Origin of the sequence: Microbacterium sp. W4I20 (assembly GCF_030816505.1) — a bacterium.
Taxonomy (GTDB): domain Bacteria; phylum Actinomycetota; class Actinomycetes; order Actinomycetales; family Microbacteriaceae; genus Microbacterium.
Genome location: NZ_JAUSYB010000001.1, coordinates 3,236,760 through 3,262,276 on the forward strand (window position 1 = coordinate 3,236,760; position 25,517 = coordinate 3,262,276).

A 25,517-nucleotide genomic window follows, 5' to 3' on the forward strand; every position below is an offset into this window, starting at 1 on the left:
GCGGACGACACGAGAGGAATCAAAGGTGATGAGAACTCGCAAGAGTGCGTCGACCCGCAGCGGCGGAAGCCGCTGGGTGGCGCTGATGGCGGTCACAGCCGTGGGGGTCGGTTCGCTCCTCGCGGCGCAGCCTGCCGCCGCCGCGGAGGCCCCGGCCGACCCGTGGATCTCCCAGCCCGCCGACGGTCTTTACCGCTTCACGGTGCCGGACTCGGTGGTGCGATCGGAGGTCGGCAGCGCGCCGGCGTCGCTGGCGGTCGAGGGCAACTTCGGCCCCGGCAACACCTGGGCGCAGCTCAACCTCGGCCTCAGCGGAGGCTCGTGGACGGCCACGATCGGCCCGCTCGAGCCGGGCCAGTACTACTTCCAGTACAAGGCGACCATCGCCGGCACCGAACAGCTCGTCACGTTCCGCAACCCGGCGACGGAGCAGGCCGTGACGGCGCAGCCCTCGTACAGCACGTTCTTCATCGACGGCGAGTCCGCGGCCTGGCAGGCCGACGTCCCGGCGGGCGGCGAGCTGCAGACGCTGACGTACGACAGCTCCGCCGCCGGCGCCGAGAGCACCGCCCAGGTCTGGACGCCGCCGAGCTACGACCCGAACCGGGCCGAGGAGTATCCGGTCCTGTACCTGCTGCAGGACAGCGGTCAGGCTCACACCGAATGGACGGAGCTCGGACGCGCCGCCCAGATCCTCGACAACCTCGCGGTCGAGGGCGACATCGAGCCGATGGTCGTCGTCATGGCCGACGGCAACTCGACCGATGTGCGCTCCGAGATCCTCGACGACCTCCTCCCCGCAGCGCAGGAGGAGTTCCACGTCTCGGCGGATCCGGCCTCGCAGGCCATCGCCGGAATCGGACGCGGCGCCTCGCAGGCGCTCAACCTCATGGTCACCGATCCGGGCGCGTTCTCGAAGGTCGGCTCGTTCTCGGGCAGCCTCGTGAGCAGCATCAGCGCGGCCAAGGCGGCGCAGATCAATGAGGGCACCGACCTGGTGCGCCTCTACGTCGGCAACACCACCGACCGCTCCTACAACCAGAACGTGGCACTGACCGCGAAGCTGGATGCCGCGGGCGTCGAGTACGAGTTCGACGGCGTCAACCCCGCGTACGGCGACATCTGGGAGAACTGGCAGGAGGGGCTGCACGACTTCGCCTCGCGCCTGTTCCACGATGTCGACGGCCACGGCATGAGCGAGGGTCACCGTGCTCTCGACGGTGCGCACTCGCTCCCGCCGACCGGCACGACGCCCACACCCTGGGTGGACGAGCACGGCATCGTGACCTTCGAGACGGGCACCGAGTTCAGTGCCGCCAAGAACGTCACGATCTGGGCGAACTGGGCACCCGCGGGCGGATGGCTCCGCATCCCGATGGAGAAGGTCGGCGATCGCTGGCGGCTCACGCTCGGACCCATCGAGGGCGGCTCGTACTACTACAAGTTCATCGTGGACCGCGTCGACAAGAAGGATGCCGGCAACCCCACCTCGACGGACTCCGAACCCAACTGGAGCACGTTCTTCGTCGCCGGAGACGGCATCCGCGGACAGTTCACGGGCGACGTCGCCCCGGACAAGCGCGGAGCGGTCGAGACCATGTCGTACTCCAGCCTCGCGGGTGGCGCGGACCGTTCGGCGTACGTGTGGACGCCTCCGGGCTACGACCCCGAGCGCGAGGAGCCGTACCCGGTGTTCTTCCTCCAGCACGGCGGCGGGCAGACGTGGAGCGACTGGATCAAGGTCGGCCGAGCCGCCCAGATCCTCGACAACCACTACGCCAACGGCACGATCCGCCCGATGGTGGTCGTGATGGCCAACGGCAACGGCGTCGACTACCCGAAGGAGATCCTGCAGAAGCTCGTTCCCGCGACGGAGGCGGCGTACAACGTCAGCTCCGACCCGGGGCAGCGTGCCCTCGCCGGTCTCTCGATGGGTTCGGGGCATGCGCTCAGCACGCTCTACGCCCACCCCGGGCAGTTCGGCTACATCGGTGCGTTCTCGGCATTCTCGAATCCACCGGCGAACGCCGACGTCGAGGCGATCAACGCCGGCACGAAGCTCCTCGCCATCTACACCGGTGACATCCAGGACTTCACCTACCAGAACACCATGGGTCTGGTCAGCGCGCTGGAGAGTCGTGGCATCAACCACGAGTTCCACGCGCCGATCCCCGGCCCGCACAGCTGGGACGTCTGGCAGAAGGCGCTGATCGACTTCGTGCCGAAGCTGTTCGCGGCCGAGACCGCCTCGGGCATCCCGGTGCAGGCCTCGATCGCGGAGGGCGAGAACGGCGTGCTCGCGATGAGCGTCGCCGAATACGGCGAAGGGATCGCCCTGTCGGCTCCGCAGAACCTCGGTGACCGCCTGCGGTTCACCGGCGAGCTGCCGGAGGTCGCCGTGACCGATTCCCGGACCGCGCAGCAGGCCGGGCTCGGCGGATGGACCGTCGCCGCGCAGGCGCAGTCCTTCACGTCGGCCGGTCAGTCGATCGAGGCCGACCACCTGGGCTGGACGCCGAAGGTGCTCACACCGCGGGCAGGTCTCGCCGCCGGTGAGGCACTGGCCACCGCACTGGACGGAGGCCTCGGCCTCGCTACATCCGGTGAGTTGGCGACCGCCAACTCGGCCGGTCGATTCGGTTCCGCGAAGCTCGGTGCCGGTCTGCGGCTGGAGGTGCCGGTCGACACTCAGCCCGGCTCGTACTCCAGCGTCCTGTCCATCTCCCTGTTCCCGGTCGACTGACCGAGAGCCCTCACCCGTGCGGCCGGCCGGTCACCCCGGCCGGCCGCACGACGGCAAGGAGCGTCATGATCCCCCGTCCTCTCACCGCCGTCGGCGCCATCGCGCTGGCGGCTGTCGTCGTGCTCGGCCAGCCCGTCGCCGCGGGCGCCGACTCCTGGCAGACACCGACCGGCGTGCGCCCCGCCGCGACCGTGCCCGCCGACACCGTGCCCGCCGACACCGACGGCGACGACCCCGCCCCGGCAGGTGTCACCTGGGCCCTGCAACCGGCCGGCAAGGGTGCGCCGGACGGCCGGGTCTCATTGCGACACCGCGTCGACCCCGGCGCGTCCATCGACGAGAGCCTCGTCCTCACGAACTTCAGCGCGGAGCCGGCGACGTTCGCCGTGTACGCCAGCGACGGCACCGTCACCGGCGACGGCAGCTTCGACCTGATCCCGGCCGGCGAGGAGCCCCGCGACGGAGGCGCCTGGGTGTCGCTCGGCGCCGTCGAGGGCTCGGCACCGCGCGATGACGGCGGATTCGCCGTGAAGGTCGCCGCGGGTGCGGCCGTCGTGATCCCGGTGAGCATCGCCGTCCCCTCCGACGCGACGCCGGGCGATCATCCCGCCGGCATCGTCGCCGAGCTGGTGCCGGATGCCGCCACCGAGGTGCAGATCGCCTCGCGCGTCGGCGTGCGCCTACACCTCCGCGTCTCCGGCGACATCGTCGCCGGCATCCGTCCCGAAGCGGTGCAGGCGAGCTACGAGCCCTCCTGGAATCCGTTCGCCCCCGGCACGCTCACCGTGCGGTACGACGTGACGAACACCGGCAACGTGCGTCTCGGTGCTGCGGCGAACGTCGGCGTCGCCGGGCCGTTCGGGCTCCTGGCCGCTGATCGGTCCGCCGGCGAGCTGCGGGAGATCCTGCCGGGGCAGGCGTCCGTCGCCGAGGTGACGCTGCCGGTCTGGCCGCTGTTGGTCGCGCAGGGAACGGCCGACGTGCTGCCCTCGGCGGTCGGCGACGACGAGATCGAGAGCGCGCTGGATGCGGCATCCGTCGGCTTCACGGTGTGGACCATCCCGTGGTCGCAGCTCGCGCTGATCGCCGCGGCCGTGCTCCTCTTCTTCGCTGTCCGACGGGCCCGCACGCGCGGCAAGGCCCGATTGCAGGCGCGGATCGACGAGGCTGTGGCATCCGCTCGTGCCGAGCAGGAAGACGATGCCGAGCAGAAAGAGGGTGTCGAGAAGGAACCCGTGGCGACGCCCTGATCAGCGACGGGCGCCCGGGAACCCGGTCGACTCGCGGCGCACGATGCGGAAGTCGGGCGTGATCGTGCGCGGCGGGCGCCGGGTGTCCTTCTCCTCGATGCGTTCGATGAGGAGGTCGACGGCCGCTGCGGCGATCTGCTCGCGGCCGACATCGACGCTCGAGAGCGAGGGGACGGAGAAGTGCGCCTCGTCGGTGTTGTCGAAGCCGACGACGCCGACGTCCTCCGGCACGCGCATGCCGGCCTCGCCGAGTGCACGGAGAGCACCGAGCCCCATCGTGTCGTTGAGCGCGAAGACGGCGTCGAACTCGACCTTCTCGTCGATCAGCGCACGTGTCGTCTCGGCCCCGGCCGCATGATTCCAGTGGATGCTGGGGCGGATCAGCGCGGGGTCGACGGGGATGTCCGCCTGGTCGAGAGCCTGCAGGTAGCCGTCGAGGCGCAGGCTGGCCGAGCTGACCTCGGCGCCGCGGTGCTCCTCGGCGCCGATGATCGCGATGCGCCGGCGCCCGGTGTCGATGAGGTGTTCGACGGCCGCCTTCGCGGAGGAGGTGTTGTGCATCGCGACGTGGTCGGTGGGGCCGTTGAAGATGCGCTCGCCGAGGAGCACGATCGGGAAGTCGGTGTCGAGTGCTCCCGCATCGCTCTGCCCGAGCGCGGAGGGGCTGAAGACCAGGCCGTCGGTGAGGCGGAGCCGTCCGCCGGTCACGGCCTGCAGCTCGCGCGTGCGCTCGCCGCTGGTCTGCTCGACCACGACGCCGAGTCCGCGCAGGTCCGCGGCGCGGATGACCGCGTCGGCGAGCTCGGCGAAGTAGTTCTCGCGCAGCGCCGGAACCGCGAGCCCGATGACCCCGGTGCGCCCGGAGCGGAGGCCGCGCGCGGAGAGGTTGGGCCGGTAGTCGAGCTCGTCGATCGCGGCCTGCACCCGCTCCCTGGTGTCGGGGCGCACGTGCGGGAAGTCGTTGATGACGTTCGACACGGTCTTGATCGACACGCCTGCGAGGCGCGCGACGTCGTGCATCGTCGAACCCATCGCGCCCACCCATCGCCGAGTACCGCCTCTGCGGCACGTTCTCCATACTCTATTCGCAGCATCCGCCGTCGCCGTTCCCCGCCAGCGGGTGTCGCACGGGGTGCCGCGTAGGATGGCGCAATGCCGATCGACCCCCGCCGCCCCGTCCGTCCGGAGCGGATCAGTCCGCGGCTGGTCGTCGACGACGTGCACGATCAGTTGCTGCGACTCATCATCGACGGGCATATGGAGGCGGAGTCCCCGCTGAGCATCGACGCCCTCGCCCGTGAGTTCGGGGTGTCGAGCAGTCCGGTCCGCGAGGCTCTCGCGCGGCTCGAATCGACCGGGCTCGTGCAGCGGCTGGCGCTGCGCGGGTACCGCGTCGCCCCCGCGCTGGACGCCGAGGAGCTGGCCGATCTGCTCGCCGCGCGTCTGCTGCTCGAACCCGCTGTGGCGGCGGAGGCGGCTCTCAGCGTCGAGCGGGACGCCCTCGCGCGTCAGCTCGAGACCAGCGTCGATGCGCTCGAGGCCGCCCCGCAGGGCGAGCAGTTCGAGTCGTTCCGCGCGTACTACGAGGCTGACCGGGAGTTCCACCGGGCGATCGTGGCCGGCACGGGCAACCGCTTCCTGGTGCACGCCTACGATGCGCTCGGCAGTCACGTGCAGCGGTTCCGGCTGTTCTCCGGGCGGGGAGTGACGGATGCCGCCGAGACGGTGGCCGAGCACCGGGCGATCGCGCAGGCCATCGCCGACGGAGATGCCCCTGCCGCCGAAGAGGCGATGCGGCGGCACCTCGAGGGCGTGCGCAGTCGGGCGATCAGCGAGGTCTCGGCCTCTCTGTAGACCCTGCGCTCGCGCTCTCGTCATGGTTTTCGGAAAATTTACAACGTTTTCCTCTTTATCCGGTATCGTGCATGATGCCGGATTCAAAGGAGTTGATGGACGATGGCGCTCACCGCCGAGAACTGGCCGATCGCCGCCGCGATGCTGCCCTTCACCACCCGCCTGCCGCTCGAGGCGAGGGAGGAATCGCTGCGCGCGGAGTGGCTGCAGGCCCTGCACCAGGTCGCCGACGCCGACTTCCGCCACGTCGATCTGACCGACTCCTGGATCGCCTACGGCGACCTGGATCCGCAGCGACGAGCGCTGCTCCTCGAGGTGCTCGACGAGGCGGGGCTCGAGGCCGCGTCCCTTTCCGCGATCCGCAAGAGCGTGATCGACGCCGCCGACGGAGACGCGAACCTGGCCTACAGCCACCGCACCCTCGACGTCGCGGCCGAGCTCGGCATCGGCGTGGTGTCGGTGGGGCTGCACCAGCCGCTGACTCCCGAGCAGCGGGAACAGCTCTGGTTCTGGACCGTCGAGGGCCATCGCGACCGGATCGACGACACCGACGGCTGGAACCTGGCTGTGCGTCGGTTCCGCGAGCTCGGGCAGCACGCCGCCGACCTCGGCATCCTGCTCTCCCTCGAGATGTACGAGCACACGTTCCTCGGCACCGGCGCCTCGGCGGTGCGACTCGTCGAGGAGATCGGGATGGACACGGTCGGCCTCAATCCCGACATCGGCAACCTCATCCGGCTGCACGAGCCCGTCGAGGACTGGCGGGATCTACTCGCGCAGACTCTCCCGTACGCCAACTTCTGGCACGTGAAGAACTACACGCGGGATGAGGATCCGGCATCCGGCGTCGTGACGACCGCTCCCGCCTACCTCGAGAGCGGCCTCATCGACTACCGCACGGCGATCCGCATGGCGATCGACCACGGCTTCCAGGGCGTCATCTGCACCGAGCACTACGGCGGGGACGGACTGAGCATGAGCGCCGCGAACCGCGACTATCTGCGCGGGCGCGTCCTGCCCCGCCGCGACTACGCCCTGGGCGAGAGCCGTGTGATCCAGCACGTCGAGAGGATCCCGTCATGACCCGCATGATCGCCGAGCCGCAGACCTTCGTCGCAGACGCACTGGACGGCCTCGTCCTCGCCCATCCGCACGAGCTGCGTCGGCTCGGCGGCGGCGTGGTGCGCGCCACCCCGCTCGCACCCGGTCGCGTCGCGGTCGTGGTGGGCGGCGGCTCCGGGCACTACCCGGCCTTCGCCGGAGTCGTCGGGGTCGGCATGGCCGCCGGAGCGGTCTGCGGCAACATCTTCTCGTCGCCCTCGGCGGGACAGGCGGTCGAGGTCGCCCGAGCCGCGGATGCCGGGGGAGGGGTGCTGTTCAGCTTCGGCAACTACGCCGGCGACGTCATCCACTTCGGCGAAGCGGAGCGCCGTTTACGCGAAGAGGGCAGGGACGTGCGCACCGTGCTGGTCACGGACGACATCGCCAGCGCTCCCGTGACGGATGCCGCGTCGCGTCGCGGCATCGCCGGAGACCTGTGCGTGTTCCGGATCGCCGGGGCGGCCGCCGAGCGCGGCGACGACCTCGACGCCGTCGAGCGATTGGCGCGCCACGCGAACGACCGCACCCGCACGATCGGCGTCGCGTTCTCCGGCTGCACGCTCCCCGGCGCATCGTCCCCGCTGTTCGATGTGCCGGAGGGGATGATGTCGATCGGCCTCGGCATCCACGGCGAACCCGGCATCCGCGACGTCCCCCTGCAGAACGCGCGTGACCTCGCCGTCACGCTGCTCGAGCCGCTGCTCGACGAGCGTCCCAACGGAGCGGCGCCGCGCGTCTCGCTGATCGTCAACGGGCTCGGGACGGTGAAGTACGAGGAGCTCTTCGTGCTGTTCGGGCACCTGCACCGCGAACTCGAGGGCCACGGCATCGAGGTCACGAGTCCGCTCTGCGGCGAGCTGGTGACGAGCCTCGACATGGGCGGCGTCTCGGTAACTCTGCTCTGGCTCGACGACGAGCTGGAGGAACTCTGGAACGGACCGGCCGCGGCCCCCGCCTTCCGGCGCGGAGCGATCGTCGACAGCGTGCCGGTGGCCGCGGCTCCGCGCGCGGACGCGATACAGGCGCCGGCATCCGAGGTGGCGCCTGCCGAGACACTGCCGGCCTCCGTTGAATCCCGACAGGCAGCCGGGCTGGCGCGCCGCCTGCTGAGCGTGGCGCGCACCCTGGTCGACGAGCAGGCCGAGCACCTCGGCGCGCTCGACGCGATCGCGGGAGACGGCGACCACGGCGTCGGTATGAGCCGAGGCCTCGAGGCAGCCGTCGCCGGCGCGTCGACCGTGACCGACGATGGCGGACTCACCGCCCTGCTGACCGCGGCGGGCGAGGCCTGGTCCGAGAAGGCCGGCGGAACCTCCGGGGCGCTCTGGGGTGCGGCACTCGCCGCCTTCGGCCGTGCGGCGGATGCCGAGGGATCAGCGGGCGGCACCGCCGTCGTCGCCGCGGTCCAGGCCGCGCGCGCACGCATCGAACAGCTGGGCGGAGCTGCGGCCGGCGACAAGACCATGCTCGACGCCCTGCTGCCGTTCGAGGCGGCACTGTCCGCCGCGCTCGCCGACGGCCGCGACCTCGACGACGCGCTCGCGCGAGCAGCGGCCGAGGCCACGGAGAGTGCCGAGGCGACCGCCGCGCTCCGGCCCCGGAAGGGACGGGCCCGCCCGCTCGCCGAGCGCAGCATCGGGCACCCCGACCCCGGAGCGGTGTCGTTCGCGATGATCGTGACCGCGCTGGCGGACAGCATCGGCGCGGAACGCGCAGGAGAAGCACCAGCAGAAGCATCGGACGAAGGGCAGCACTCATGACCGGATGGCGGATCGTGATCGGCGCGGATGATGCCGGATACGAGTACAAGGAGCTGCTCAGGGCGCTGTTGGAGGACGACCCCCGGGTCGCGGGCGTCGTCGACGTCGGTGTGGATGCCGACGGGCACACCCCGTATCCCCAGGTCGCCTCGGAGGCGGCACGACTGGTCGCCGACGGGGAGGCGGATCGCGGGCTGCTGGTGTGCGGCACGGGACTCGGTATGGCGATCGCCGCGAACAAGGTGCGGGGCGTCAGGGCGGTCACCGCGCATGACTCCTACTCGGTCGCCCGATCCGTGCTCAGCAACGACGCGCAGATCCTCGCGCTGGGAGCCAGGGTCATCGGCCCCGAGCTCGCCAAGACCCTGGTCGACGGCTGGCTCGGCCTGCAGTTCGACCCGCAGTCGCCGTCATCCGCCAAGGTGGATCTGATCGGTGAGATCGAGAAGGAGGAGTCGGCATGACCGAACGAGTCGCAGTGGTCGGATCCGGGTACATGGGTGGCGGGATCGCGCAGGTGATCGCGCTCTCCGGGCGGCAGGTCGCGCTCGCCGACGTCTCCGCCGAGCAGGCGGTGCTGAGCCGCGACCGCATCGTGCGGGAGGCCGCCGACTTCGAGTCGCGCTCGCTGTTCCCGACCGGCGCGGCCGAACGCATCGCCGCGGGTGTCACCGCCGCCGCGTCGATCGAGGAGGCCGTGGCCGACGCCGACGTCGTCGAGGAGGCCGTCCCGGAGATCCTCGCCGTCAAGCACGAGACGCTCCGGCGCATCAGCACGGCAGCCCCCGCGGAGGCCGTGATCGGCAGCAACACCTCGACGATCTCGATCGCGGTGCTCGCCGAGGCCGTGGACCGGCCGGAGCGGTTCCTCGGGGTGCACTTCAGCAACCCGGCGACGTTCATCCCCGGCGTCGAGGTCATCCCGCACGCGGGCACGGCGCCCGCCGCGGTCGCACGGGTGACCGCGCTGCTGGCCGAGTGCGGCAAGGCCGGCGTCGAGGTGCCCGATGTCACGGGCTTCGTCCTCAACCGCCTGCAGTACGCGCTGTTCACCGAGGCTGCGCGCCTCGTCGACGAGGGCGTCGCCACCGCCGAGGCCGTGGACACGATCGCCCGGACGACCTTCGGGTTCCGGCTGCCGTTCTTCGGGCCTTTCGCGATCGCCGACATCGCCGGGCTCGACGTGTACGAGTTCTGCTACGGATCCCTGGGCGCGGCGTACCCCGACCGCTTCGCCGAGCCGGCGGCGCTTCGCGAGCGCGTCGCCCGAGGGGAGCTCGGCGTGAAGTCGGGCAGCGGGTTCCTCGCCACCTCGCCCGAGCGCATCGCCGAGCTCGTGGCCTACCGCGACCGCGCGTACGTCGCCATGTCGCGACTGCTCGACGAGCTCGGCCCCGCGCCCGTCAGCTACTGAAACCCCAGCATCCGCAAGGGTCCACTCTTGACAGTCCCGGCACCCCTTGCGCTAAAATTACAACGTTAGAAATACAACGTTGTAAACCCGACCTCCCGCGTCAGGACGACCGGGTGGAGCACTGACAATGATGTCCAGCATCCGAAGGGAAACACAGTGAAGACGAAGCCAGTTCTCGCTGCGGCACTCACTCTCGTCCTCGCGGGCGCACTCGTATCGTGCGCCGGCGACGGCGGTACGAACGAGGGCGGCAACAGCGAAGCGACCAACTGCACGAACAAGATCCAGAAGGACGACCTCCCCGTCGTCACCATGTGGGCCTGGTACCCGAACATGGAGCTCGTGGTCGACAACTTCAACGAGCAGAACGACGAGGTCCAGGTCTGCTGGACCAATGCAGGCCAGGGCGGTGACGAGTACGACAAGTTCCAGACCGCCATCACGGCGGGCACAGGCGCACCCGATGTCATCATGATCGAGGCCGATCGCATCCCGACCTTCCAGGTGCAGGAGGCGATCGTCGACATCTCGGCCTTCGGATTCGAAGACGTCAAGGACGACTACAGCGAGGGCGCCTGGAAGGATGTCTCGGTCGGTGAGGGCGTGTACGGCGTGCCGGTCGACGGCGGCCCCATGGGCATGATCTACCGCAAGGACATCTTCGAGACCTACGGCATCACGCCGCCGACCACCTGGGCCGAGTACGAGGCAGCGGCGCAGAAGGTCAAGGACGCCGGGGGCCCGCTCTTCGGCGACCTGGGCGCGAACACGCCCGCGGTGATGATGGCGCTGCAGTACCAGAACGGCGCGGAGCCCTTCACCTACGACTCGGCCAACCCGGAATCGATCTCGATCGACCTGAACGACCCCGCGTCCAAGGAGGTCCTGGACTACTGGGCCGGCTTGGTCGAGAAGGGCCTCGTCGGCACGCAGGACCAGTTCACGCCCGAGTACATCTCCGGCGTGATCGGCGGGGACTACGCGACCTACATCTCGGCGGCATGGGCTCCCGGCTACCTGACCGGCGCCGGCGTCGGCGAGGGTGAGGATGCCGGAGTCTGGGCGACCGCCCCGCTGCCGCAGTGGGACGCCGCAGACCCGACCTTCGTGAACTGGGGCGGCTCCGCCTTCTCCGTCACGAGCCAGGCATCGAACCCCGAGCTCGCGGCCAAGGTCGCGTTCGGCGTATACGCCGACGACGCCTCGCTCACGGACGGATGGCAGAACCAGGTCATCTTCCCGCTCAACCTCAAGGCGCTCAACTCTCCCGAGTTCGAGAACTACGAGGTGCCGTTCTTCGGCGGACAGATGGCGAACAAGGAGGTGTACGTCCCGGCGGCCAACGGCTACACGGGTATGACGTACACGCCCTTCGGCGCGTACTACTTCGACGCCTTCAACGAGCAGCTCGCGGCCATCAACGACGGATCCCTCTCCGGGTCCGAAGCCGCCGACGCGCTGCAGGACACCGTCGTGAAGTACGCGGAGGAGCAGGGCTTCACCGTCGAGTGATCGAACGCGACGGGCCGTCCGCTCACCCGGACGGCCCGTCGTGGCCCCTTCCGCATCCCATCCCAGGAGTCTCCATGACTGTCGACCTCGCCACCCGTCCGAAGGCGGCGACCCCCCGCGGCCCTCGACGACGAGGCGCCATCGCCCGCGGTCACGTCGGCTGGGCGTTCGTCGCCCCCTTCGCGATCGTGTTCTTCGCCCTGCTCGTCACGCCACTGCTCTACGCGCTCTACCTCAGCCTCTTCCAGAAGCGCCTGATCGGCGGGACATCGTTCGTCCTGTTCGACAACTACATCAAGGCCTTCACCGACCCGAACTTCCTCGACGGCATCCAGTACGTCATCGTCTTCTCGGCCGTGCTGATCCCCCTGCAGATGGCGGTGTCGCTCTCGGTCGCCCTCATCCTCGACGCGGTCGTCACGCGCTTCGCCCGCTTCTCGCGGCTGATGATCTTCCTGCCGTATGCGATCCCCGCCGTGATCGGCGCGCTGATGTGGGGCTTCCTCTACAGCAAGAGCTTCGGGCCGATCGCCGAGATCTTCGGCATGTTCGGCGCCGTCGGCCCCGACCTCCTGAGCCGCGACCTGGTGTTCTTCGGCCTGCTGAACATCGTGACCTGGCAGTGGGCCGGCTACTACATGATCATCATCTACGCGGCGCTGCAGGGCATCGACCCGACGCTCTACGAGGCGGCCCGCATCGACGGTGCGACCGGCTGGCAGATCACGCTCCGCATCAAGATCCCGCTGATCGCCCCCGCGCTGCTGCTCATCCTGGTGTTCGCGCTGATAGGCACCCTGCAGTTCTTCAACGAGCCGCAGATCCTCCGATATCTGGCCTCCGGCGCGATCCCCTCCGACCTCACACCGAACATGTACGCCTATCAGCAGGCATTCGCGCTGGCGAACTACAACTACGGATCGGCGATCTCGTTCGCCCTCGGCGCCGTGGTGTTCGTGTGCGTCTACCTCTTCATGTTCATCACCCGAAAGCGCGGGAGCTTCCTCTCATGACGACACTCACCGACTCCGGTCGCGCCGCGCGCCGCCGTCATCTGCCGCTGCAGGTGCTCCTCGGCTTCCTGGTCGTCTACTTCCTGGTGCCCTTCTGGTGGGTCATCGTCAACAGCTCGAAGGATGCCGCCGGCCTCTTCGGCGGCGGGAGCTCGCTCTGGTTCGCCGAAGACATCGACTACTGGGGCAACCTGGTCGACCTGTTCACGTACCAGAACGGCATCTACGTGCGGTGGCTGCTGAACTCGGCGCTGTACGCGTTCGTCGGCGGCATCGGCGCCACGGTGCTCGCCGTGATGGCCGGCTACGGCTTCGCCAAGTTCCGCTTCCGCGGGCGCTCGTTCAGCTTCGCCGTGCTGCTCGGCTCGGTCATGGTTCCGACCACGGCTCTGGTCATCCCGACGTTCATCCTGTTCTCGCAGCTCGGACTCACCAACACGATCTGGGCCGTGATCCTGCCGACCCTGCTGAACCCGTTCGGCGTGTACCTGATGAACATCTACACGCGGGAGGCCGTGCCCGACGAGCTGCTCGACGCGGCACGGGTCGACGGCGCCGGCGAGGTGCGCACGTTCCTGCAGGTCTCGGTCCCGCTGATGCGTCCGGCCATCGTCACGGTGCTGTTGCTCTCGGTGGTCGCCTCCTGGAACAACTATTTCCTGCCGCTGGCGATGCTCTCGGACAACCGCCTCTTCCCCGTCACGGTCGGCATCGGCATGTGGCAGGGCATCGCCTCGGCGAACAATGCCGGCGGCACGTCGCTCTGGAGCGTCATCATCCTCGGGTCCCTCGTCTCCGTGATCCCTCTGGTGATCGCCTTCCTCACCCTCCAGAAGTACTGGCAGGGCGGCCTCTCCATCGGAAGTCTCAAGTAGCCGACGCCGGCCGCTCGACCTCCACTCTCTCCACGCAAAGGTGAAAATGTTCAACGCTCGTCTCGCCATCGACCCGCACTTCACGGTCGGCGAAGTCAACCGACGTCTCTTCGGCTCCTTCGTCGAGCACCTCGGCCGCTGTGTCTACGGAGGCATCTACGAACCGGGCCACCCCACTTCCGATGCCGACGGCTTCCGTGGCGATGTCGTCGAGCTCGTCAAGGAGCTCGGGGTGTCCACCATCCGCTACCCGGGAGGCAACTTCATCTCGGGGTACCGCTGGGAGGACGGCATCGGGCCGCGGGAGGAGCGGCCGCGAAGGCTCGACCTCGCCTGGCACTCGACCGAGACGAACGAGATCGGCCTCGACGAGTTCGCCGCCTGGGCCGAGGGCGTCGGCAGTGAGCTGATGTACGCGGTCAACCTGGGCACCCGCGGCATCGAGTCGGCGCTCGACGTGCTCGAGTACGCCAACATCCCGTCCGGCACGTTCTGGTCGGAGAAGCGCATCGCGAACGGCAAGAAGGAGCCCTACGGCATCCGCATGTGGTGCCTGGGCAACGAGATGGACGGGCCGTGGCAGCTCGGCTACGCCACCGCGCACGAGTACGGTCGCCTCGCGGTCAAGACCGCCCGGGCGATGCGCATGATCGACCCCGACCTGGAGCTCGTCGCGTGCGGCAGCTCGAGCGCCTCGATGCCGACCTTCGGCGAGTGGGAGCGCACCGTGCTGGAGGAGACCTACGACGAGGTCGACTTCATCTCGTGCCATGCGTACTACGAGCCCAAGGACGGCGACTATGCGAGCTTCCTCGCCTCGGCCGTCGACATGGATCGCTTCATCGAGGTCGTCGTGGCGACGGCCGACCATGTGAAGGCGCTGCGCCGCAGCGACAAGACGCTGAACATCTCGTTCGACGAGTGGAACGTCTGGTACCAGTCGCGCTTCAACGACGTGGAGAAGATCACGGATGCGAGCGACTGGCCGGTCGCACCGCGGCTGCTGGAGGACTCGTACTCGGTGGTCGACGCCGTGGTGTTCGGCAACCTGCTGATCTCGCTGATCCGGCACGCCGACCGCGTGACGGCGGCCAGCCTCGCGCAGCTCGTGAACGTGATCGCGCCGATCATGACCGAGCCCGGCGGCATCTCGTGGCGGCAGACGACGTTCTTCCCGTTCGCCCTGACCTCGCAGCTCGCGCGCGGCACCGCGCTGGAGGTGCGCCTCGAGGCGCCCACCTACGCGAGCGACGCCTACGGCGACGTGTCGCTCGTCGACGCCGTCGCGACGCACGACGAGGAGACCGGCGAGACGGCCGTCTTCCTCGTCAACCGCAGCCTGACCGACGCGGTGACGGTGCAGATCGATGTCAGCCGGCTCGGCGATGTGCAGGTCACCTCGGCGCAGTCCCTGCACGACGACGACATCCACGCGCGCAACACGCTCGACGACCCGGAGCGCGTCGGCCTGCAGGAGAACACCTCGGCGCGCGTCGAGGACGGGATGATCTCGATCACCCTGCCCGCCGTGTCGTGGACCGCGGTGACCGCGCGATGACGTCGCCTTCGCCGGCGGAGCCGGGCTCCGTGCTGCGCGTCGACGGCACCCGCATCGTCGACGGAGCGGAGCCCGTGTTGCTGCGCGGCTTCGGGCTCGGCGGGTGGATGAACATGGAGAACTTCATCACCGGCTACGCGGGCACCGAGACGCAGCATCGCCGCGCCCTCCGCCGCGTGATGGGCGACGAGGCGTACGAGAGCTACTTCGCGCGCTTTCTGTCGGTGTTCTTCACGGATGCCGACGCCGCCCATGTGCGCAGCCTCGGGCTCAATTCCGTGCGGATCCCGTTCAACTACCGGCACTTCGAGGACGACGCCGAGCCGTTCGTGCTGAAGGAGGAGGGTTTCGCGCTGCTCGACCAGGCGGTCGACACGTGCGCGCGACACGGCATCTTCGCGATCCTCGACCTGCACGCGGTCCCCGGTGCGCAGAACCAGCACTGGCACAGCGACAACCCCACCCAGTGGGCGCACTTCTGGACGCAGCGGCAGTTCCAGGACCGGGTCGTGCACCTCTGGGAGCAGATCGCCGCGCGCTACCGCGGCAACCCGTGGGTGGCCGGATACAACCCGATCAACGAGCCGGCGGATGCCGAAGGCTCCACCGTCGGTCCGTTCTACCGCCGACTCGAGGCGGCGATCCGCGCGGTCGACCCCGAGCACATCCTGTTCCTCGACGGCAACCGCTACTCGACCCAGTTCGATCAGCTCGGCGACCCGCTGCCGAACTGCGTCTACACGGCGCACGACTACGCCCTGCCGGGATTCGTCGACGGCGGGCCGTACCCGGGCGTGAGCCGCGGCCAGTACATCGACCGCGACCGGGTGGAGGAGACGTTCCTCGCCCGCACCGCGTACATGCGCGAGACGGGCACGCCGATCTGGGTCGGCGAGTTCGGCCCGGTCTACACCGGCGATCCCGCGCGCGACGAGCAGCGCTATCAGCTGCTCGAGGATCAGCTCGAGATCTTCGCCAGGCACGACGCGAGCTGGGCGCTCTGGACGTACAAGGACATCGGGCTGCAGGGGCTCGTCAGCGCCGACCCGGCATCCGACTACATGCAGCGCATCGCGCCCGTGCTCGAGAAGAAGGCCCGGCTGGGCGTCGACTCGTGGGGATCGACCGACGCGCGGGTCCGCGACATCCTCGATCCGATCGAGCGCCTGTTCGAGACCGAGTTCCCCGACTTCGCGCCGTTCCCGTGGGGCGCGCGGCGCTGGATCCACGGGCATGTGCGCCACGTGATGCTCGCCGAGGCGATGGTCTACGACTATGCGCGGGCGTTCGACGGCGTGAGGCCGGCGGAGGCGACAGCGCTCGCCGACGCGTTCGCTTTCGAGAACTGCGTGCGCCGCGACCGACTCGAGCGCATTCTCTCGACCGCGCGCTGAGCGCGCATAGACTGCGACGGGATCGTCGCGAGATGCGGAGGAGTGTCGACGTCATGGAGCACAACTGGGCAGGGAACCTCACCTATCGGGCATCGACGATCGCGCACCCCGCATCGCTCGACGAGCTGCGGGCGGCGCTCGCCTCGCCGGGGCGGGTGCGGATGCTGGGATCGCGGCACTGCTTCAACGACATCGCCGACACCGACGGCGTGCTGATCGCCCTGGACCGGATGCCGCGGGTGTTCGAGATCTCGCCGGAACGCGATGCCGTGCGCGTCTCCGGCGCCCTGCGCTACGGCGACATCGCCCCTCTGCTGCACGCCGAGGGGCTGGCGCTCGCGAACCTCGCCTCGCTGCCGCACATCTCGGTCGCCGGGGCGGTCACCACCGGGACGCACGGGTCGGGCGACGCGATCGGCTCGCTGGCCTCGGCGGTTCGCGGGCTGACGATCGTCACGCCGGCCGGGGAGACCCGTACGCTGCGCCGCGGCGACGACGACTTCGCGGGCGCGGTGGTGAGCCTCGGCGCGCTCGGAGCCGTGGTCGACGTCACCCTCGACGTCGAGCCGACCTACGAGGTGGCCCAGCACGTCTTCGAGCACCCGGACTGGGACGGCGTCCTCGCCGCGTTCAACGAGGTCACCTCGATCGGCACCAGCGTGAGCCTCTTCTCGACCTGGGAGCGCACCGACTTCGTCGACCAGGTCTGGGTCAAGCAGCGCCAGCCCGAGGCACGCGAGGCCGCGCGGGAGTCGCTGTTCGAGCGCCTCGGCGCGGAACCGGCCGCGAGCAAGCGGCATCCGATCCTCGGCGTCGATCCGGTCGCCTGCACCGAGCAGGGCGGCGTCTCCGGCCCGTGGTTCGAGCGACTCCCGCACTTCCGGCTCGAGTTCACGCCGTCGGCCGGCGCCGAGCTGCAGACCGAGTACCTGGTGCCCCGCGCGGATGCGGTCGAGGCGATCCAGGCCGTCCGCACGCTCGCCGGACAGATCGCGCCGCTGCTGCTCGTGAACGAGATCCGCACGGTGCGGTCCGACGACCTGTGGCTGAGCCCGGAGTACGGGACGGATGCCGTCGGCATCCACTTCACCTGGAAGCCCGAGGAAGAGGCGGTCAGGGCACTGCTCCCGACGATCGAGGCCGCGCTGCCGGCATCCGCCCGTCCGCACTGGGGCAAGGTGTTCACGCTCGACGGCGCCGAGGTGCGTTCGCGCTACCCGCGGTTCGACGCTTTCGCCGCCCTGGCCGCCCGCTTCGACCCCGACCGGCGTCTGTCGAATCCGTACCTGGAGCGCCTGGGGTTGTAGTCGCTCCCGGTTTCGAATCGCGCAAATTGGCCGAGTTCTGGCTTCGTAGGCACCAGTTGCGCGATTCGAAAGGTCCGTGGGCACCATTGCAGCGCCGGGGTTGTTCTCGGTAACATCACCGGAGCAGCCGACGGAGGTGCGCATGGTGAACGTCGGCTCGGACAAGCCCAGCATCCGGCAGGTCGCGACGATCGCCGGGGTCTCGCACATGACCGTTTCGCGGGTGCTCAACGATCATCCGAACATCAAGCCCGACACTCGCCGCCGGGTGCTCGAGGCGATCGAGGAGCTCGACTACCGCCCGAACCTCGTCGCGCGGGCGCTGGCCACACAGCGCACCCGACGCATCGGCGTGATCGTCGAGAGCGCGGTGGCCTTCGGGCCCACCAGCATCCTGCGTGCCGTGGAGCTGTCATCGCGCGCGGCGGGCTACTCGGTCACGCCGGTGGCGCTGCACGAGGGCGATGCCCTGACTCCGCAGGAGGCGGTCGACAACCTCGTCACGCAGGGTGTCGATGCCCTGTGCGTGATCGCGCCCCGGTCGTCGTCGGTCGCCGCGCTCCGCCGCATCTCGATCGCCGTCCCGATGCTGGTCGTGAAGGCCGACGCGGACCCGACGTTCCTCACGGTGTCGATCGATCAGCACGCCGGGACGACCCTCGTGGTCGACCACCTCGTGGCCCTCGGGCACCGCGACATCCTGCACATGTCCGGCCCGCTGGACTGGCTCGACGCCCGAGCGCGCGAGCGGGCCTTCCACTCCCGTGCCAAGTCGTGGGGCATCCGCGAGCGCCCGATCGTGGTGGGGGACTGGTCGGCCGACTTCGCCTACGACTTCGCGATGGGCCTGAACCGCCTCCCCGACTACACCGCGATCTTCGCCGCGAACGACGACATGGCGATCGGCCTCATCCACGGCCTGCACGACAAGGGCTTCGAGGTGCCGAGGGATCTCAGCGTCGTCGGCTTCGACGACGTGCCGCTCGCCCGACACTTCCTCCCGCCGCTCACGACCGTGCGCCAGGACTTCTCCGCGCTCGGCGTCGCCGTGGTCGAGATGCTGCGCGCCGCGATCGAGGGCAGGGAGATCCCGACCCTCACCCGCATCCCCACCGAGCTCGTGCCGCGGGCGTCGTCCGCTGCGCCGCGGGAGACCCGGTGATCGCCGCACCGACCCTCGAACCGGTGGTGCGGCTCGAGGGGATCACGGTCGAGTTCCCCGGCGTGCGCGCACTCGACGAGGTCGACTTCCGGCTGTTCCCCGGCGAGGTGCACGCCGTGATGGGCGAGAACGCGGCCGGCAAATCCACGCTCGTCGGGGTGCTCACCGGGACCCTCGCCCCGGTATCCGGTTCCGTCTTCGTCGACGGCGAGGCCCGCCGATTCGGCGGCGTGGCCGACAGTCGTGCGGCCGGGATCGCCACCGTGTTCCAGGAGACCCAGCTCAGCCCGAACCTCAGCGTCGCCGAGAACGTCATGCTCGGGCGCGAGCGCCACGGACGATTCGGCATCGACTGGAAGCGGACAAGGGCGGATGCCGCGCACGCCCTGGCGCGCCTCGGCCTCGACGATCTCGACCCGAAGACCCCGCTGTCACTGCTGACGCCGGCGCAGAAGCAGCTCGTCGCCCTGGCCCGCGCGGTGGTCGACGACCCGCGGGTGCTGGTGCTCGACGAGCCGACCTCGAGCCTCGATCAGGCCGAGGTGGCGACACTCATGCGGGTGATCCGCGGCCTCCGCGAACGGGGAGTGGCGATCCTCTTCGTCTCGCACTTCCTCGAGCAGGCGTTCGCGATCAGCGACCGGATGACGGTGCTCCGCGGCGGGAAGCGGATCGGCGAGTACGCGACGCGGGATCTCGAGCGCGCCGACCTCATCTCGAAGATGCTCGGCAAGGACATCGAGGGTCTCCGCGCGCTCGGCTCCGAGCGCAAGGCGCATCACTACGCACCCGACGGCGAACCGGCGATGCGCGCGACCGACGTGGGCCGACGCGGAGAGCTGGAGCGCACGGACTTCGAGGTGCAGCCCGGCGAGATCGTGGGGCTGGCCGGGCTCCGCGGTTCCGGGCGCTCCGAGCTCGCCTCGCTGCTGAGCGGGTCGGTGCGCTCCGACAGCGGCGAGCTGTGGGTCGACGGAGAACGGGTGGAGCTGCGAAGTCCCTCGGCGGCGCTGCGGCACCGGATCGCCCTGTCGGCGGAGAGCCGGCGGACGCAGGGGATCATCGGCGACCTGACCGCGCGCGAGAACATGATCCTCTCGCTGCAGGCGATGCGCGGCTGGACGCGGCCGCTGTCGACCGCGGAGGAGACCGCGCTCGTCGACACGTATGTCGAGGCGCTGCATCTCTCCCGGGACGACCTCGACCGGCCCGTGAAACTGCTCTCCGGTGGTACGCAGCAGAAGGTCCTCCTGGCCCGCGCGCTCGCCGTGCGCCCGCACGTGCTCATCCTCGACGAGCCGACGAGGGGCATCGACATCGCCGCCAAGCTCGAGGTGCAGCGCCGGATCAGTCAGCTGGCGGGGGAGGGCGTCGCCGTCGTCTTCATCTCGTCCGAGCTGGAGGAGGTCGTGCGTCTGAGCGACCGCATCATCGTGCTCAAGGACCGCGAGAAGATCGGCGAACTCAGCAACGGACCGGGTGTGACAGTCGACACCGTCGTCGAGATGATCGCCGCCGATTCCCGTCCTGACGCGGAACTGTGATCGGTAACAAGACTCCTCCCGTGGAACATCGCCGATTTTTGGAACATATGTTGTGTTCCAGAAATTGTTCCCGGTAACATCGCCGCAGGACAGGCAGACCCGCTGTCCTGCAATCACGCAAGGGACCACGTCAGGTCCACCGTTGCCGGACTGACTACCGGCGTCTCAAGGAGGAGAACATGTCCGCGAAGAAGCGCATCCGCATCGCGCTCGGTCTGGCAGCAGCCGGTGCACTCACCATCGGCCTGGCGGCCTGCTCCACCGGTGACACCGGCGGAGACGGCGGCGACGCCGGGGGCTCCGACGAGCTCACGACCGTCGGCTTCGTCGCCGTCGGCCCCGAGGGCGCGTGGCGCGAGGCCAACGAGCAGAACATCCAGGACACCTTCACGGAGGATGCCGGATACGACCTCAAGTACGCCCCCGCCACCAACCTCGACCAGAAGTCGCAGATCGACGCGTTCACGTCGTTCGTCGACGAGGGCGTCGACGTGATCCTGCTGTCGGCGACCGAGGCCTCCGGTTGGGAGGACTCGCTCAAGCGTGCGCAGGAGGCCGAGATCCCGGTGATCCTGCTCGACCGCGGCATCGAGCCCGACGACGACAGCCTGTACGTGACCCGCATCGCACCCGACAACGTCGAGGTCGCGAAGGAGGTCGGCACCTGGGCTGCCGCCACTTTCCCCGACGGCGGCAACTACGTCGTGCTCGAGGGGCCGGCCGGTGTCGGCGTCGTGAACGAGCGCAACAAGGGCTTCGACGAGGGTCTCGGCGGCACGTCGCTCAAGAAGCTCGACGCGCAGACCGCGAACTGGTCGGCGGAAGAGGGCAAGAGCGTCTTCGAGACGATGCTGAAGTCGGCCAACAACGACATCCAGCTCGTGTTCGCACAGAACGACGAGATGGGTCTCGGTGCGGCGCAGGCCGCGGAAGAGGCCGGCCTCGTCGTCGGCGAGGACGTAAAGATCGCCACGATCGACGGCACGAAGAACGCCATGCAGGCGCTCGCCGACGGTCAGCTCAGCTACGTGCACGAGTACAACCCGCTGTTCGGGGAGACCGCGATGGAGGTCGTCGAGAAGGCGCTCAACGGAGAGGACGTCGAGCCGTACATCGTCGTTCCGAGCGAGGCGTTCGACTCGGCCGATGCGGCCAAGGCCGTGCTCGCCGACCGCAAGTACTGACCAGCCGCTCGGAACAAGGCGCCGGAGCCGGCCCGGGTGACGCGGAACACCGCGTCACCCGGGCTGTCCAGACGGGAAAGACAGCGATGAACGAAGAACTCCCCCTCGTCGAGATGCGTGGGATCACGATCGAGTTCCCCGGGGTGAAAGCCCTCGACGGGGTCGGCTTCCGCCTGTTCCCCGGCGAGGTGCACGCCCTCATGGGCGAGAACGGCGCCGGCAAGTCGACACTGATCAAGGCCCTCACGGGCGTGTACCGGATCGACGCCGGATCGATCGTCGTCGCGGGTCAGGAGCGCAGCTTCGCCGGCGCCGGAGATGCGCAGGATGCCGGGATCTCGACGGTCTACCAGGAGGTCAACCTCGCGCCCAACCTCTCCATCGGGGAGAACGTGATGCTCGGCCACGAGGTGCGCGGGGCGTTCGGCATCAACTGGACCGCGACGCACAAGGCGGCGACCACGGCCCTGACCCGCCTCGGGCTCGGCGAGCTCGACCCCCGCAAGCCGCTCTCCACCCTGTCGATCGCGCTGCAGCAGCTCGTCGCGATCAGCCGAGCGATGGCGATCAAGGCCAAGGTGCTCATCCTCGACGAGCCGACGTCGAGTCTCGACGCCGCCGAGGTCGAAGGCCTGTTCCGGGTGATCCGGTCGCTGCGCGACGAGGGCGTCGCCATCCTCTTCGTCTCGCACTTCCTCGACCAGGTCTACGCGATCAGCGACCGCCTCACGGTGCTGCGCAACGGCCAGTACGTCGGCGAGTACCTCACCCGCGACCTCGACCGGCACGCCCTCATCTCGAAGATGATCGGCAAGGACCTCGATGCGCTGAAGTCGCTCGGCGGGAACCGCCGTCGCGCTCCGCGTGAGGCCGACGAGAAGCCGCTGTTGTCGGCATCCGGGATCGCGCGCCGCGGCGCCGTGGAGGCGACCGACCTCGACATCCGCCCCGGCGAGATCGTCGGCTTCGCCGGGCTCCTCGGTGCCGGCCGCACCGAACTCGCCCGGCTGCTCTACGGCGCCGACCGCGCCGACGAGGGCACGATCTCCCTGCACGGCAGCGACGCCGACCTGAAGTCTCCGGCCGACGCGCTCGCGCGGCGCATCGCGTTCTCGACCGAGAACCGCCGCGACGAGGGGATCATCGGCGATCTCACCGTGCGCGAGAACATCATCCTCGCCGTCCAGGCCGAGCGCGGGTGGGCCCGGCCGATGTCGCGCAAGGAGCAGGACGCGATCGTCGAGCGGTACATCGCCCAATTCAACGTACGGCCCGCCGACCCGGAGCGCATGATCAAGAACCTCTCCGGCGGCAACCAGCAGAAGGTGCTGCTCGGGCGCTGGCTGGCCACGAAGCCCGAACTGCTCATCCTCGACGAGCCCACCCGCGGTATCGACGTCGGTGCCAAGGCCGAGATCCAGGAGGCCGTCGCCGAACTCGCCGAGGAAGGCGTCGCCGTGGTCTTCATCTCGTCCGAGCTCGAGGAGGTCGTGCGGCTGTCCGAGCGCATCGTCGTGCTCAAGGATCACCGCAAGATCGGAGAGCTCCAGAACGGACCCGACGTCACCGCGCAGGCCATCGTCGACGTGATCGCGGCGCACGGGGTGGATGCCGCGGCCGAGACCCTCGACGACGCCGACGGCGCTCTGCCGGATAGCATCGCCCTCACGACCGACAAGGAGGCAGCGCGATGACCGCCGCAGCCGACACCAGCTTCTGGCGCGACCTGATCCACAAGCCGTTCTTCTGGGGAGTCGTGGCGATCGTCGCGCTCCTCGCCCTGAACGTGCTCAAGGACCCGACGTACCTCGCCCTCTCGATCAACCCGAACAACGGCAACCTCGTCGGCAACCTCATCGACATCCTGCGCCAGGCGGCGCCCGTGATGATGATCGCGATCGGCATGTCCCTCGTGATCGCCACCGGCGGCATCGACCTCTCGGTCGGCTCTCTGATGGCGGTGTCGGGCGCCGTCGCGATGGAGTTCCTCAGCGCCGCCGGCGACTCGGGGAGCATCGGTGCGGCGCTCGGCGCGATCGGTCTGGCACTCCTGATCACCGCCATCCTCGGTGCCGTCAACGGCATCCTGGTGGCCTACGTCGGGCTGCAACCCTTCATCGCGACCCTCGTGCTGATGCTCGCCGGTCGCGGCATCGCCAAGGTGATCACCGGCGGACAGAACACCACCGCGTCGAACGATCCGTTCCGGTGGATCGCGAACGGCTTCGTGATCGGCATCCCCGTCGTCTTCATCCTCGCGGTGCTGCTCGTGCTCGTGGTCGGCTGGGTCGTGCGCAAGAGCGCCCTCGGCCTCATGATCGAGGCGATCGGCATCAACCCGCGGGCCAGCCGGATGGCCGGCATCAAGCCCAAGGGGCTGCTGCTCACGACGTACATCCTCAGCGGCATCCTCGCCGGGATCGCCGGCATCATGTCGGTCGGCAGCGTCATGACGGTCGACATCTCCCGCACCGGGTACCAGCTCGAGCTCGACGCGATCCTCGCGGTCGTCATCGGCGGAGCCTCCCTCGCCGGCGGAAAGTTCTCGCTCAGCGGGGCGTTCGTCGGGGCGCTGCTCATCGCGACGCTCGACAAGACCGTGCTGTACCTCGGCATCTCGTCGTCGGCGACGCCGGCGTTCAAGGCCATCGTGATCGTCGCGCTGTGCCTGCTGCAGTCCGAGCGCGTGCGCAGCTGGTTCCGCCGGCGCCGCCGGGTCGCGCCCCCCGAACAGCTCTCCGCGAAAGAGGAGGTGGCCGCATGAGCGTCCTCACGACGGCTCCCGCCCTGCAGAGCCAGGAGACCGTGCTCGACCGGGTGCGCCGCATGATCATGGCGAACCCGTCGGTGCTGCCGACCATCGCCTCGGTGGTGATCTTCGTGGGCATGATCGTATTCGGCGAGGTCGCCTACGGCCGCATCCTGCAGGCCAACACGCTCTCGAACCTGCTCATCAACAACGCCCACCTGGTGGTGCTGGCCGTGGCGCTCACCTTCGTGATCCTCACCGGCGGCATCGACCTCTCGGTCGGCTCGATCATCGCGCTGTCCTCGGTGGCCGGGGTGATGCTTTCGAATGCCGGATGGAACGCGATCGCGGTGATCGTCGCCATGATCGGCATCGGCGCGGTGTTCGGAGTGATCTCCGGGGTGCTGATCCGGTACTTCGGGGTGCAGCCGTTCATCGCGACGCTGGCCATGATGTTCCTCGGCCGCGGCCTCGCGTCGCTGCTCAGCACCAAGCCGGAGCGCCTCGGCGAGGACTCGCCCATCCGCTGGATCGGGGTGCAGCTGAAGATCGTCGACGGCCCCAAGGTGAACGATCTCGTGATCACGCCCGCCGTGGTGATCGCGGTGCTCGTCGTCGCCGCGGCGTTCTTCGTGCTGCACCGCACCCGCACCGGACGCACGGTCTACGCGATCGGCGGATCCGAGAACTCGGCGCTGCTGATGGGGCTCCCGGTGCACCGCACCAAGGTGCTCGTCTACGTGATCAGCGGGTCGCTCGCCGGGCTCGCCGCGGTGCTGTACACCGCCCGCCTCGGCACGGCGCAGAACATCACCGGCATCGGGTGGGAGCTCGACGCGATCGCCGCCGCCGTGATCGGCGGCACGGTGCTCACCGGTGCCTACGGCTACGTGCTCGGCTCGGTGATCGGCGCGCTGGTGCTGGGGCTCATGAACGTGCTGATCACCCGTGACGGCGGCATCCCGCCCGAGATGACGACGATCATCACCGGCGGCATCCTGTTGGTCTTCGTGCTGCTGCAGCGGGCGGTCACCCGCCGCAAACGGGAGTAGCCGGGCCGGCGCCTCCACCGCCGCTCCCGTGGCACTTGTTGCGGG

The 25,517-nt window shown here is 69.3% G+C and carries 20 protein-coding genes; 19 read left to right on the forward strand and 1 reads right to left on the reverse strand.

What is annotated here, in order from left to right; all coding sequences use genetic code 11:
- Positions 1-28 precede the first annotated feature (28 nt).
- A complete protein-coding gene (locus QFZ21_RS15725) occupies positions 29-2,743 on the forward strand; it encodes an alpha/beta hydrolase-fold protein (RefSeq protein WP_307379406.1) in 2,715 nt (904 codons plus the stop codon).
- 65 nt (positions 2,744-2,808) lie between these two features.
- Positions 2,809-3,993 (forward strand): hypothetical protein, encoded by a 1,185-nt coding sequence (locus QFZ21_RS15730; protein ID WP_307379408.1) that lies wholly within the window; start codon positions 2,809-2,811, stop codon positions 3,991-3,993.
- On the opposite strand, the gene QFZ21_RS15735 is transcribed toward QFZ21_RS15730, so the two are convergent.
- Entirely contained in the window at positions 3,994-5,013 is a 1,020-nt protein-coding gene (locus QFZ21_RS15735; protein ID WP_307379410.1) for a LacI family DNA-binding transcriptional regulator, read from the reverse strand.
- A gap of 132 nt (positions 5,014-5,145) precedes the next feature.
- Here QFZ21_RS15735 and QFZ21_RS15740 point away from each other — a divergent pair, with 132 nt between their 5' ends.
- The 17 genes from QFZ21_RS15740 (at position 5,146) to QFZ21_RS15820 (ending at position 25,472) form a co-directional block, all read left to right on the forward strand.
- Positions 5,146-5,847: a GntR family transcriptional regulator gene (locus QFZ21_RS15740; protein WP_307379413.1), complete on the forward strand. Its 702-nt coding sequence runs from the start codon at positions 5,146-5,148 to the stop codon at positions 5,845-5,847.
- 102 nt (positions 5,848-5,949) lie between these two features.
- Positions 5,950-6,930: a sugar phosphate isomerase/epimerase gene (locus QFZ21_RS15745; RefSeq protein ID WP_307379416.1), complete on the forward strand. Its 981-nt coding sequence runs from the start codon at positions 5,950-5,952 to the stop codon at positions 6,928-6,930.
- On the forward strand, positions 6,927-8,708 hold the full coding sequence (locus QFZ21_RS15750; protein WP_307379418.1) for a dihydroxyacetone kinase family protein: 1,782 nt from the start codon (positions 6,927-6,929) through the stop codon (positions 8,706-8,708). Before QFZ21_RS15745 ends, QFZ21_RS15750 begins: the two co-directional genes overlap by 4 nt.
- A complete protein-coding gene (locus QFZ21_RS15755; protein ID WP_307379420.1) occupies positions 8,705-9,172 on the forward strand; it encodes a ribose-5-phosphate isomerase in 468 nt (155 codons plus the stop codon). The genes QFZ21_RS15750 and QFZ21_RS15755 overlap by 4 nt, the downstream gene beginning before the upstream one ends.
- Positions 9,169-10,122 carry a 3-hydroxyacyl-CoA dehydrogenase family protein gene (locus QFZ21_RS15760; RefSeq protein ID WP_307379424.1) on the forward strand — a complete coding sequence of 318 codons (954 nt, stop codon included), beginning with the start codon at positions 9,169-9,171 and terminating at the stop codon, positions 10,120-10,122. The genes QFZ21_RS15755 and QFZ21_RS15760 overlap by 4 nt, the downstream gene beginning before the upstream one ends.
- Before the next feature lie 156 nt (positions 10,123-10,278).
- Complete coding sequence (locus QFZ21_RS15765; RefSeq protein WP_307379427.1) at positions 10,279-11,634, forward strand: ABC transporter substrate-binding protein; 1,356 nt, start codon at positions 10,279-10,281, stop codon at positions 11,632-11,634.
- Positions 11,635-11,708: 74 nt separating this feature from the next.
- Complete coding sequence (locus tag QFZ21_RS15770) at positions 11,709-12,647, forward strand: carbohydrate ABC transporter permease (RefSeq protein ID WP_307379429.1); 939 nt, start codon at positions 11,709-11,711, stop codon at positions 12,645-12,647.
- Positions 12,644-13,522 (forward strand): carbohydrate ABC transporter permease, encoded by an 879-nt coding sequence (locus tag QFZ21_RS15775; protein WP_307379431.1) that lies wholly within the window; start codon positions 12,644-12,646, stop codon positions 13,520-13,522. Before QFZ21_RS15770 ends, QFZ21_RS15775 begins: the two co-directional genes overlap by 4 nt.
- A 46-nt stretch (positions 13,523-13,568) precedes the next feature.
- Positions 13,569-15,080 (forward strand): alpha-N-arabinofuranosidase, encoded by a 1,512-nt coding sequence (locus QFZ21_RS15780; RefSeq protein WP_307379434.1) that lies wholly within the window; start codon positions 13,569-13,571, stop codon positions 15,078-15,080.
- On the forward strand, positions 15,077-16,474 hold the full coding sequence (locus tag QFZ21_RS15785; RefSeq protein ID WP_307379436.1) for a glycoside hydrolase family 5 protein: 1,398 nt from the start codon (positions 15,077-15,079) through the stop codon (positions 16,472-16,474). The genes QFZ21_RS15780 and QFZ21_RS15785 overlap by 4 nt, the downstream gene beginning before the upstream one ends.
- 53 nt (positions 16,475-16,527) lie before the next feature.
- Positions 16,528-17,781 carry an FAD-binding protein gene (locus QFZ21_RS15790; RefSeq protein ID WP_307379438.1) on the forward strand — a complete coding sequence of 418 codons (1,254 nt, stop codon included), beginning with the start codon at positions 16,528-16,530 and terminating at the stop codon, positions 17,779-17,781.
- Positions 17,782-17,857: 76 nt separating this feature from the next.
- Positions 17,858-18,943, forward strand: a complete 1,086-nt coding sequence (locus QFZ21_RS15795) for a LacI family DNA-binding transcriptional regulator (protein ID WP_307379441.1) — start codon at positions 17,858-17,860, stop codon at positions 18,941-18,943.
- A complete protein-coding gene (locus QFZ21_RS15800; protein WP_307379444.1) occupies positions 18,940-20,487 on the forward strand; it encodes a sugar ABC transporter ATP-binding protein in 1,548 nt (515 codons plus the stop codon). Before QFZ21_RS15795 ends, QFZ21_RS15800 begins: the two co-directional genes overlap by 4 nt.
- Positions 20,488-20,666: 179 nt before the next feature.
- Positions 20,667-21,671: a substrate-binding domain-containing protein gene (locus QFZ21_RS15805; protein WP_307379447.1), complete on the forward strand. Its 1,005-nt coding sequence runs from the start codon at positions 20,667-20,669 to the stop codon at positions 21,669-21,671.
- 86 nt (positions 21,672-21,757) lie between these two features.
- Positions 21,758-23,365, forward strand: coding sequence for a sugar ABC transporter ATP-binding protein (locus QFZ21_RS15810; protein ID WP_307379449.1), 1,608 nt, complete (start codon positions 21,758-21,760; stop codon positions 23,363-23,365).
- The gene (locus QFZ21_RS15815) at positions 23,362-24,435 is read left to right on the forward strand and encodes an ABC transporter permease (protein ID WP_307379451.1); all 1,074 of its coding nucleotides are present in this window, start codon (positions 23,362-23,364) and stop codon (positions 24,433-24,435) included. The genes QFZ21_RS15810 and QFZ21_RS15815 overlap by 4 nt, the downstream gene beginning before the upstream one ends.
- A complete protein-coding gene (locus QFZ21_RS15820) occupies positions 24,432-25,472 on the forward strand; it encodes an ABC transporter permease (protein ID WP_307379453.1) in 1,041 nt (346 codons plus the stop codon). Before QFZ21_RS15815 ends, QFZ21_RS15820 begins: the two co-directional genes overlap by 4 nt.
- Positions 25,473-25,517 lie beyond the last annotated feature (45 nt).

Excerpts from the sequence above, each read along its gene's own strand:
- QFZ21_RS15725 (WP_307379406.1), top strand. The coding sequence starts at position 29 with ATGAGAACTCGCAAGAGTGCGTCGACCCGCAGCGGCGGAAGCCGCTGG.
- QFZ21_RS15730 (WP_307379408.1), top strand. The coding sequence starts at position 2,809 with ATGATCCCCCGTCCTCTCACCGCCGTCGGCGCCATCGCGCTGGCGGCT.
- QFZ21_RS15735 (WP_307379410.1), bottom strand. The coding sequence starts at position 5,013 with ATGCACGACGTCGCGCGCCTCGCAGGCGTGTCGATCAAGACCGTGTCG.
- QFZ21_RS15740 (WP_307379413.1), top strand. The coding sequence starts at position 5,146 with ATGCCGATCGACCCCCGCCGCCCCGTCCGTCCGGAGCGGATCAGTCCG.
- QFZ21_RS15745 (WP_307379416.1), top strand. The coding sequence starts at position 5,950 with ATGGCGCTCACCGCCGAGAACTGGCCGATCGCCGCCGCGATGCTGCCC.
- QFZ21_RS15750 (WP_307379418.1), top strand. The coding sequence starts at position 6,927 with ATGACCCGCATGATCGCCGAGCCGCAGACCTTCGTCGCAGACGCACTG.
- QFZ21_RS15755 (WP_307379420.1), top strand. The coding sequence starts at position 8,705 with ATGACCGGATGGCGGATCGTGATCGGCGCGGATGATGCCGGATACGAG.
- QFZ21_RS15760 (WP_307379424.1), top strand. The coding sequence starts at position 9,169 with ATGACCGAACGAGTCGCAGTGGTCGGATCCGGGTACATGGGTGGCGGG.
- QFZ21_RS15770 (WP_307379429.1), top strand. The coding sequence starts at position 11,709 with ATGACTGTCGACCTCGCCACCCGTCCGAAGGCGGCGACCCCCCGCGGC.
- QFZ21_RS15775 (WP_307379431.1), top strand. The coding sequence starts at position 12,644 with ATGACGACACTCACCGACTCCGGTCGCGCCGCGCGCCGCCGTCATCTG.
- QFZ21_RS15780 (WP_307379434.1), top strand. The coding sequence starts at position 13,569 with ATGTTCAACGCTCGTCTCGCCATCGACCCGCACTTCACGGTCGGCGAA.
- QFZ21_RS15785 (WP_307379436.1), top strand. The coding sequence starts at position 15,077 with ATGACGTCGCCTTCGCCGGCGGAGCCGGGCTCCGTGCTGCGCGTCGAC.
- QFZ21_RS15790 (WP_307379438.1), top strand. The coding sequence starts at position 16,528 with ATGGAGCACAACTGGGCAGGGAACCTCACCTATCGGGCATCGACGATC.
- QFZ21_RS15805 (WP_307379447.1), top strand. The coding sequence starts at position 20,667 with ATGTCCGCGAAGAAGCGCATCCGCATCGCGCTCGGTCTGGCAGCAGCC.
- QFZ21_RS15810 (WP_307379449.1), top strand. The coding sequence starts at position 21,758 with ATGAACGAAGAACTCCCCCTCGTCGAGATGCGTGGGATCACGATCGAG.
- QFZ21_RS15815 (WP_307379451.1), top strand. The coding sequence starts at position 23,362 with ATGACCGCCGCAGCCGACACCAGCTTCTGGCGCGACCTGATCCACAAG.
- QFZ21_RS15820 (WP_307379453.1), top strand. The coding sequence starts at position 24,432 with ATGAGCGTCCTCACGACGGCTCCCGCCCTGCAGAGCCAGGAGACCGTG.